The sequence below is a fragment of the Mycolicibacterium sp. XJ1819 genome, assembly GCF_053483675.1.
In genome coordinates, this window is sequence record NZ_JBEFST010000013.1 from 178,399 (window position 1) to 186,938 (window position 8,540).

Annotated in this window: 9 protein-coding genes; 6 read left to right on the forward strand and 3 right to left on the reverse strand. The window is 68.5% G+C overall.

Going from position 1 to position 8,540, the window contains the following annotated elements; all coding sequences use genetic code 11:
- Positions 1 to 208 precede the first annotated feature (208 nt).
- Positions 209 to 1,171, forward strand: a complete 963-nt coding sequence (locus ABQE89_RS16340; RefSeq protein ID WP_448418371.1) for an SGNH/GDSL hydrolase family protein — start codon at positions 209 to 211, stop codon at positions 1,169 to 1,171.
- A 33-nt stretch (positions 1,172 to 1,204) separates the two neighbouring features.
- Positions 1,205 to 2,422 carry an acetyl-CoA C-acetyltransferase gene (locus ABQE89_RS16345; protein WP_448418373.1) on the forward strand — a complete coding sequence of 406 codons (1,218 nt, stop codon included), beginning with the start codon at positions 1,205 to 1,207 and terminating at the stop codon, positions 2,420 to 2,422.
- A gap of 66 nt (positions 2,423 to 2,488) precedes the next feature.
- Here the strand turns inward: ABQE89_RS16345 and ABQE89_RS16350 are convergent, their stop codons facing one another.
- On the reverse strand, positions 2,489 to 3,334 hold the full coding sequence (locus ABQE89_RS16350) for a Bax inhibitor-1/YccA family protein (RefSeq protein WP_448418375.1): 846 nt from the start codon (positions 3,332 to 3,334) through the stop codon (positions 2,489 to 2,491).
- A gap of 159 nt (positions 3,335 to 3,493) precedes the next feature.
- Between ABQE89_RS16350 and ABQE89_RS16355 the strand changes: the two genes are divergently transcribed.
- Genes ABQE89_RS16355 through ABQE89_RS16365 form a run of 3 tightly spaced genes read left to right on the forward strand, consistent with a single transcriptional unit; the run spans position 3,494 to position 7,029 of the window.
- Positions 3,494 to 4,531, forward strand: coding sequence for an enoyl-CoA hydratase/isomerase family protein (locus ABQE89_RS16355; protein WP_448418377.1), 1,038 nt, complete (start codon positions 3,494 to 3,496; stop codon positions 4,529 to 4,531).
- Entirely contained in the window at positions 4,528 to 5,310 is a 783-nt protein-coding gene (locus ABQE89_RS16360) for an enoyl-CoA hydratase (protein ID WP_448418379.1), read from the forward strand. The genes ABQE89_RS16355 and ABQE89_RS16360 overlap by 4 nt, the downstream gene beginning before the upstream one ends.
- A gap of 9 nt (positions 5,311 to 5,319) precedes the next feature.
- Positions 5,320 to 7,029: an alpha/beta hydrolase gene (locus ABQE89_RS16365; protein ID WP_448418381.1), complete on the forward strand. Its 1,710-nt coding sequence runs from the start codon at positions 5,320 to 5,322 to the stop codon at positions 7,027 to 7,029.
- Here ABQE89_RS16365 and ABQE89_RS16370 read toward each other — a convergent pair.
- Complete coding sequence (locus tag ABQE89_RS16370) at positions 6,994 to 7,386, reverse strand: rhodanese-like domain-containing protein (RefSeq protein WP_448418383.1); 393 nt, start codon at positions 7,384 to 7,386, stop codon at positions 6,994 to 6,996. The genes ABQE89_RS16365 and ABQE89_RS16370 overlap by 36 nt on opposite strands.
- Positions 7,386 to 7,898 carry a cysteine dioxygenase gene (locus ABQE89_RS16375; RefSeq protein ID WP_448418385.1) on the reverse strand — a complete coding sequence of 171 codons (513 nt, stop codon included), beginning with the start codon at positions 7,896 to 7,898 and terminating at the stop codon, positions 7,386 to 7,388. Before ABQE89_RS16375 ends, ABQE89_RS16370 begins: the two co-directional genes overlap by 1 nt.
- Before the next feature lie 112 nt (positions 7,899 to 8,010).
- Between ABQE89_RS16375 and lpqV the strand changes: the two genes are divergently transcribed.
- A complete protein-coding gene (gene lpqV, locus ABQE89_RS16380; protein WP_448418387.1) occupies positions 8,011 to 8,445 on the forward strand; it encodes a lipoprotein LpqV in 435 nt (144 codons plus the stop codon).
- Positions 8,446 to 8,540 lie beyond the last annotated feature (95 nt).

An 8,540-nucleotide genomic window follows, 5' to 3' on the forward strand; every position in this document is an offset into this window, starting at 1 on the left:
CGTTGTAGAGCCGGGTTCGCCAGTTTGCTTCAGCGTCGCCCTGTTCTTAGCTTGACACTCTACAGAAGGTTCAACAACGTACAACTGAGAACGAGTCCCATTCGAGACCAGTTGGTACCGGTTGATACCGGACTTGATACCCCAATGTGATCGCTCACCGCCTGTCGCCACGCGGGTGGCCGCGAAATTCGCTCCTAAACTAGAGCTCGTGGGCACACGCGCACCTCGACGGGCGACCATCGCCCTGGCCGCGGCCGCCACGGTGGCCTCGACCGGTTCGGCGTACGTCGGCGTCCGCAACCTGTTGACCGGGCAGGCAGACCGGGCCCGGCGCGTGATCCCCAAGGCCTGGGACGTTCCGCCGCGCGCCGACGGCGTCTACGCACCCGGCGGCGGCCCCGTCACGCGGTGGGCTCGTGACGTGCCGACCGACCTGCACCTGATGGTCTTCGGCGACTCCACGGCCACCGGTTACGGCTGCCGGACCGGCGACGAGGTGCCCGGTGTGCTGATCGCCCGCGGACTCGCCGAGGTGTCCGGCAGGCGCATCCGGTTGAGCACGAAGGCGATCGTGGGGGCGACCTCGAAGGGGCTGGCCGGACAGATCGACGCGATGTTCGTCGCGGGCCCGCCGCCGGATGCGGCGGTGATCATGATCGGGGCCAACGACATCACCCGACCCAACGGCATCGGGCCCTCGGCGCGGCGGCTGGGCCGGGCAGTGCAGCGGCTGTGCGCCGCCGGTTCGGTGGTCGTGGTCGGTACGTGCCCGGATTTCGGGGTCATCACCGCGATTCCGCAGCCGCTGCGATGGGTGACGCGCAGCCGGGGTCTGCGCCTGGCCAGGGCGCAGGCGGCGGCGGTGCGCGCGGCAGGCGGTATGCCCGTGCCGCTGGCCGACCTGCTGTCCCGCGACTTCCGCAAGGCGCCCGACGTCATGTTCTCCCCCGACATGTTCCACCCGTCGGCGGCCGGCTACGCGCTGGCGGCCGAACAGCTGCTGCCGGCGGTGTGTAATGCGTTGGGCGACTGGCTCGGCGGCGACGTACCCGAGTTGCCGTGGCAGTCCCGCTCGCGAGACGGCTCCCTGCGGGCCCGCGTGGGTGGGTTGAGCAGGTTGTGGCACCGCTCCTACGGGGTGCCCGCTCCGGTCGTGGTGCCCGCCAGCTAGGTTTCTCCTAGTTCACCGAAGCGAGGAGTCACCATGGCTGAAGCCGTCATCGTCTCGACCGCGCGTTCGCCGATCGGCCGCGCGCACAAGGGCTCTCTGGTCAACATGCGGCCGGACGACCTGGCGGCGCAGATGGTGCGCGCCGCGCTCGACAAGGTGCCCGCGCTGGACCCGCGCGAACTCGACGACCTCATCATGGGTTGCGGCCAGCCCGCGGGTGAGGCGGGCTTCAACATCGGCCGTGTGGTGGCCGTCCAGCTCGGCTACGACCTGTTGCCCGGCACGACCGTCAACCGGTACTGCTCGTCGTCGCTGCAGACCACGCGGATGGCGTTCCACGCGATCAAGGCCGGCGAGGGCAGCGCATTCGTTTCCGCTGGGGTGGAGACGGTTTCGCGGTTCCCCAAGGGCACCTCCGACGGTTGGCCCGACACCCACAACCCGGTGTTCGCCGATGCAGAGAAGCGCACCGAGCAGGCTGCCGCAGGCGCCAGCGAGTGGCGTGATCCCCGCGAGGACGGCCTGCTGCCCGACATCTACATCGCGATGGGCCAGACCGCGGAGAACGTCGCACTGCACACCGGCATCAGCCGCGAGGAGCAGGATCACTGGGGCGTGCGCAGCCAGAACCGCGCCGAGGAAGCGATCAGGAGCGGCTTTTTCGACCGCGAGATCGTCCCGGTGACCCTGCCCGACGGTTCGACGGTGGCCAAGGACGACGGGCCGCGCGCGGGCACCACCTACGAAGGGGTTTCACAGCTCAAGCCGGTGTTTCGGCCCAACGGCACGGTGACCGCGGGTAACGCGTGCCCGCTCAACGACGGTGCCGCGGCGGTGGTGATCGTCAGCGACACCAAGGCCAAGGAACTCGGGCTCACGCCGTTGGCGCGCATCGTGTCCACCGGCGTCAGCGGGCTTTCGCCGGAGATCATGGGCCTCGGCCCGATCGAGGCGACGCGTAAAGCACTCGCCAACGCGGGCATGACCATCGACGACATCGACCTGTACGAGATCAACGAGGCGTTCGCCGTCCAGGTGCTCGGTTCGGCGCGCGAACTCGGCATGGACCTCGACAAGCTCAACGTGTCCGGTGGCGCGATCGCGCTGGGCCATCCGTTCGGCATGACGGGCGCCCGCATCACGGCCACCCTGTTGAACAACCTTCAGACGCACGACAAGACGTTCGGTCTGGAGACGATGTGTGTGGGCGGCGGCCAGGGCATGGCGATGATCGTCGAGCGGCTCTCGTAGTTCCTTTCGAGTCCGGACAGCAGAAAGGGCGCCCGCAATCGCGGACGCCCTTTCTTCGCGGAATGTCTACTCGCTGTAGAAGTAACTGAGCAGCCGCAGGATCTCCAGGTACAGCCAGACCAGCGTCACGGTCAAGCCCAGCGCGATGCCCCACGCGGCCTTCTCCGGGGCGCCGGCGCGGATCGCCTGATCCGCCCGGTCGAAGTCGGCCAGGAAGAAGAACGCCGCCAGGCCGATCATCAGCAGCGAGAACAGGATCGCCAGCGGGCCGCCGTCACGCAGCGGTCCGGCGCCATCGGTGAAAAGGCCGATACCGAGGTTGACCAGCATCAGCACCACGGCGCCGATGCCGGCAGCCGCCAGGAAGCGGGTCAGCTTCGGCGTGACGCGGATGGCTCCGGTCTTGTAGACGACGAGCATGCCGAAGAACACGCCGAGCGTGCCCACCACGGCCTGGCTGATCAGAGCGCCCGCGCTCACACCCGAGACCATGAAGTTGGCGACCACGAACGAGAAGGCGCCGACCACCAGACCCTCGAGGGCGGCGTAGCTCAGCACGATCGCCGGGTTGTCCTGCTTACGTCCGAAGATCGCCACCAACAGCAGCACCATGCCGCCGACCAGGCCGACCAACAGCAACGGCGTGGCAAGCGCCATGTTCATCGCCGACAGGAAGTACGCGGCGACCGCCGAAACCGTCAGCACGCCCAGCGTGACGCCGGTCCTGGTGACGACGTCGTCGATGGTCAGCGGGCGCGCGACGCCGACCTGCTGCTGTTCGGCGTACTGAGTGGCATAGGGGTCTGCTTGTACCGCCGCCGCACCGTAGCCGGCGGCTCCGGTACCAAATTGGGCGTATCCACCCTGCGTCTTGGGCAGGGAACGAAATACCGGGTTGCTGGTCTCCCGCACCGTCGGTTCCTCTCATTGCGTGGTTCGACTGATTGGCGAACACAATCTCAACGATCCACCACCCGCGGGCAGTTCCCGCGACTGCTAAGCCGTTCCCTGGAAACCTTACCTGGGGCTGCCTGCGGTGGTGCGCCGATCCAGATGCACTAGATTGCACCCGTGGGCAAAAACGAGGATGTCCTAGTAAACGTCGAGGGTGGCGTCGGGCTGATCACCCTCAACAGGCCGAAGGCCATCAATTCGCTGAACCACGCGATGGTCAACGCGATGGCGTCGGTGCTCACCGAGTGGGCGGGTGACGACGCCATCCGCGCCGTCGTGCTCGACGGCGCCGGCGAACGCGGGCTGTGCGCGGGCGGCGACATCGTCGCGATCTATCACAGCGCGCGCGGCGACGGGTCCGAGGCGCGGCGGTTCTGGTACGACGAGTATCTGCTCAACGCCGCGATCGGCCGGTTCCCCAAACCGTATGTGGCGCTGATGGACGGGATCGTGATGGGCGGCGGCGTGGGGGTCAGCGCCCATGGCAGCGTGCGGGTGGTCACCGACACCACGAAGATGGCGATGCCCGAGGTGGGAATCGGCTTCATCCCCGACGTCGGCGGCACCTACATCCTCTCGCGTGCGCCGGGGCGGCTCGGCTACCACGCCGCACTGACCGGTGCACAGTTCGGCGGTGCCGACGCGATCGCGATGGGCTTCGCCGACCACTTCGTGCCGCACGAGGCGCTGACCGATTTCAAGCGCACGGTCATCGCCGACGGTGTGGACGCCGCACTCTCCGCCTATGCGGCGACGCCACCGCCGAGCCCGCTGGCCTCCCAGCGCGATTGGATCGACGAATGTTTCGCCGGCGACAGTGCTCTCGACATCGTCGCCGCACTGCGCGCCCACGGGGCAGACGCGGCCACAGAAGCCGCCGACCTGATCGAGACGCGCTCGCCCGTCTCGGCGTCGGTCACGCTGGCGGCCGTTCGCCGCGCCGCCGAGCTCGAAACGCTCGAAGACGTGCTGCGCCAGGAGTACCGAACGTCGTGCGCGTCGCTGCGCAGCCACGACCTCGTGGAGGGCATCCGTGCCCAGGTGATCGACAAAGATCGCAATCCGAAATGGTCGCCGTCCTCCCTGGCGGCCGTCACCACCGCCGACGTCGAGGCCTACTTCGCGCCGGCCGACCGCGAACTGGAGTTCTCATGACTTCCCAGAGCTACGAGACCATTCTCGTCACCCGTGACGACCGCGTCGCCACCATCACGCTGAACCGGCCGAAGGCGCTCAACGCACTCAACAGCCAGGTGATGCACGAAGTCACCACCGCTGCAGCCGAACTCGACGCCGACGCCGGCATCGGCGCCATCGTGATCACCGGCAACGAGAAGGCATTCGCCGCGGGCGCCGACATCAAGGAGATGGCCGAGTTGTCGTTCGCCGAGGTGTTCTCCTCGGACTTCTTCGCCGGTTGGGGCAAGTTCGCCGCGACACGCACCCCGACCATCGCGGCGGTCGCCGGCTACGCGCTCGGCGGCGGCTGCGAACTGGCGATGATGTGCGATCTGCTGATCGCCGCCGACACCGCGAAGTTCGGCCAGCCCGAGATCAAGCTCGGCGTGCTGCCCGGCATGGGCGGCTCGCAGCGCCTCACGCGTGCCATCGGCAAGGCCAAGGCGATGGACCTGATCCTGACGGGGCGCAACATGGACGCCGAGGAAGCCGAACGGGCCGGCCTGGTGTCGCGCGTCGTTCCCGCCGACAAACTGCTCGACGAGGCCAACGAGGTCGCCAAGACCATCGCAGGTATGTCGCTGTCGGCGTCGCGGATGGCCAAGGAGGCCGTCAACCGCGCGTTCGAGTCCACCCTCGCCGAGGGGCTGCTCTACGAGCGCAGGCTCTTCCACTCCACGTTCGCCACCGACGACCAGACCGAGGGCATGACCGCGTTCACCGAGAAACGCCCCCCGAAGTTCACTCATCGCTAATCTGCGCATGTGACTGACACCGCGGAGGGCTCGACCACCACCGAACCGGCACCGCCGGAGCCGCCGCAGCCCCCAGCCAAGAAGCCGTGGTGGATACGCCATTACACGTTCACCGGCACCGCGGTCGGGCTGGTGTTCCTGTGGTTCTCGTTGACTCCGTCGTTGTTGCCGCGCGGCCCGCTGTTCCAGGCGATGGTCAGCGGCGGCGCGGCCGCGTTCGGCTACGGGCTCGGCGTCTTCGTGGTGTGGCTGGTGCGTTACATGCGGTCGAAGGACTCCAGCCCGCCTGCGGCCCGGTGGGCGTGGATCGGACTGGTCGTCATCGGTGTGGTCGGCCAGATCCTGATGTTCATCTACTTCGACATCTGGCAGGACGAGGTGCGCGACCTCAACGGTGTGCCGCGGCTTGGGTTTTGGGACTATCCGCTGACGGCCGTCTTGTCGATCGTCGTGCTCTACGTGCTGGTGGAGATCGGCCAGCTGATCGGTAGATTGGTGCGCTACCTGGTGCGCCAGCTCAATCGGGTTGCCCCGCCCCGTGTTTCGGCTGTCGTCGTGGTGCTGCTGTTGCTCGCGGTGAGCATCGCCCTGCTCAACGGCATCGTGGTCCGGGGCGCGATGTCCACGATCAACAAGACCTTCGCCGCGGTCAACGACGAGACCGATCCCGACTTCCCCGCCCCGACGTCGAGGCTGCGCTCCGGCGGCCCCGAGTCGGGGGCCAGCTGGGAGTCGCTGGGCCATCAGGGCCGGGTGTTCGTCTCGGCGGGACCGACGGTCGACGAGCTCACCGAGTTCAACGGCAGGCCCGCCGTCGAACCGATCCGGGCCTACGCGGGGCTGCACTCCGCCGACGGCATCAAGGCGACCGCCGCGCTGGCGGCCCGCGAACTGGTGCGTACCGGCGGACTGGACCGCGCGGTCGTCGCCGTCGCCACCACCACCGGCACCGGCTGGATCAACGAGGCGGAAGCTTCGGCGCTGGAGTACATGTACAACGGCGACACCGCGATCGTGTCCATGCAGTACTCGTTCTTGCCCAGCTGGCTGTCGTTTCTGGTGGACAAGGAGAACGCCCGGCAGGCGGGACAGGCGCTGTTCGAAGCCGTCGACGAGTTGATCCGCGAGATGCCCGAGGCGCAGCGCCCGCGGCTGGTGGTCTTCGGCGAGAGCCTGGGCTCGTTCGGCGGGGAGGCCCCGTTCCTGGCGCTGAACAACCTCATCGCCCGCACCGACGGCGCGTTGTTCTCCGGCCCGACGTTCAACAACACGATCTGGACGCAGCTCACCCGTGACCGCGATCCGGGTTCGCCTGAGTGGCTGCCGGTCTTCGATGACGGGGAGAATGTCCGGTTCGCCGCCGTGGCCGGCGACCTCGGTCGGCCCGACGACCCCTGGGGCAATCCCCGTGTGGTCTACCTACAGCACGCATCGGATCCGATCGCGTGGTGGAGTCCGGATCTTCTGTTCGCCGAACCGGATTGGCTCAGAGAACCGCGCGGATACGACGTCTCCGGCCGGATGCAGTGGCTTCCGGTCGTGACGTTCCTGCAGGTGTCGGCCGACATGGCGGTGGCCGTGGACGTGCCGGACGGCCACGGACACGTCTACGTCAGGGACGTGGCCAACGCGTGGGCGGCGATCCTGCAGCCACCGGGGTGGACCGCGGAGAAGACCGAGAGGCTACGCCCGCTGTTGACCAACGACGAGAACGCCTGAGGCCGACAGCGCGTGGTACCCGCCGACCACGTCGGTGGCCCGGTGCAGCCCGAGGTCCTGTAGCGCGGCCGCGGCCAGGCTCGACGTGTAGCCCTCCGAGCACAACACGACCCACTCCACGTCGTCGTCGACGGCCTGTGGCAGCCGCGCATCACTGGTCGGATCGCAGCGCCACTCCAGCACGTTGCGCTCGATGACCACCGCCGCCGCGACCTCGCCCTCGCGGGCACGCTGTGCCTGCGGCCGGATGTCGACAAGGATCGCGCCGCGCTGCAACGCCGCGGGCACCTCGTCGGCGGGCAGCCTGCGCAGGCGGGCGCGGGCCTGCTCCAGCACCCGGTCGATTCGGCTGGCCATCAGCCGGCCTCGGGTGCGTCGGTGAGCTCGGTGCGGCTGCGGCGCAGTGTGTTTCGTTCCGTCACGTCGTAGTACGACATCGCGGTCAGCGGCGGCGAATACGCGTGCACGCTCAGCGTCGGAGCCGACGCGGCGCGCGGCGGAGCCCACACCACGTCGTGCACCCAGCCCAGCGGGAACGCCGCCTGATCCCCGGCCGCCAGTCGGCGACGCCGCAGCGTCTGGCCGTCCCAGCGGGTTTCGCTCAGCGCGCCGGAGACGACGGTCAGCGCGCCCAGCGAGCCGCCGTGGTCGTGCATCTCGGTCGAGCACTCCGGCACCCAGCTGATCAGCCAGACGTCGAGTTCGTCGTCGCCGTGCAATCGGGTGAACCATCGCTCGTGGGCGGGCAGACCGCCTGCGGGTATCAGATGGCGGTAGCGGCCGGTCAGCACGTCGTCGGCGTAGAAGTCGGTGGTGTACATCAGGTCGGGCAGGCGCAGCCGGGTGGCCGCGCTGAGGGCGGAAACCATGGGAGAAACTCCAGGAAAGACGGAACGGTCAGAGGGCAAGCGCTAGCGCCGACAACACTCCAGAACCACACTGCGCTCCGTCACGGCGGCCAGTGTTGCATAGATTGGCCGTATGCGTTTGATGCTCCGTCGCGGCGCTGCCACCGTCGCACTGGCCGGCCTGGGAACGCTGGCCGCATGTTCGTCGAGTCCCGACAGCGAGCAGGCGACCTCGTCGGCGCCCACCACCTCCGCCTCGGCGGGGCAGACCCCCACCGCGGCACCCGGCGCCGTCGACGTCTCCCCCGGCGGCGTCACCACGGCCGTCGGCGCGCCCGCACAGTCCACCGAGGAGGAATACTTCAAGGCCTGCAAGGCCGCAAAGGACTGGATGGACAGCCAGGGCGGGGATCCGACGACGTTGATCGAGCCCTATCTTCAGACGGTGCAGTCCTCGGATTCCGCGGGTCCGGGCACCTTCGAGACGCCGTGGTCGCAGCTGGCGCCCGAGCGGCAGGCCGCGGTGATCGTGGCCGCGCAGGCTGCCGCCGAGGCCCTCTGCGGCTGATATGTAGGTCATTTTGTCAAGGGGCAGGGTGAAGCGGCGGCCGCGACCGTCGCCGTGGCCGCCGCTTCGTTGACCAGATGAGCTTTGCTTTCGGC

Bases quoted from the DNA above. Each gene is read 5' to 3' on its own strand.
- ABQE89_RS16345 (WP_448418373.1), top strand. From the start codon at position 1,205: ATGGCTGAAGCCGTCATCGTCTCGACCGCGCGTTCGCCGATCGGCCGC.
- ABQE89_RS16360 (WP_448418379.1), top strand. From the start codon at position 4,528: ATGACTTCCCAGAGCTACGAGACCATTCTCGTCACCCGTGACGACCGC.
- ABQE89_RS16370 (WP_448418383.1), bottom strand. From the start codon at position 7,386: ATGGCCAGCCGAATCGACCGGGTGCTGGAGCAGGCCCGCGCCCGCCTG.
- ABQE89_RS16375 (WP_448418385.1), bottom strand. From the start codon at position 7,898: ATGGTTTCCGCCCTCAGCGCGGCCACCCGGCTGCGCCTGCCCGACCTG.
- lpqV (WP_448418387.1), top strand. From the start codon at position 8,011: ATGCGTTTGATGCTCCGTCGCGGCGCTGCCACCGTCGCACTGGCCGGC.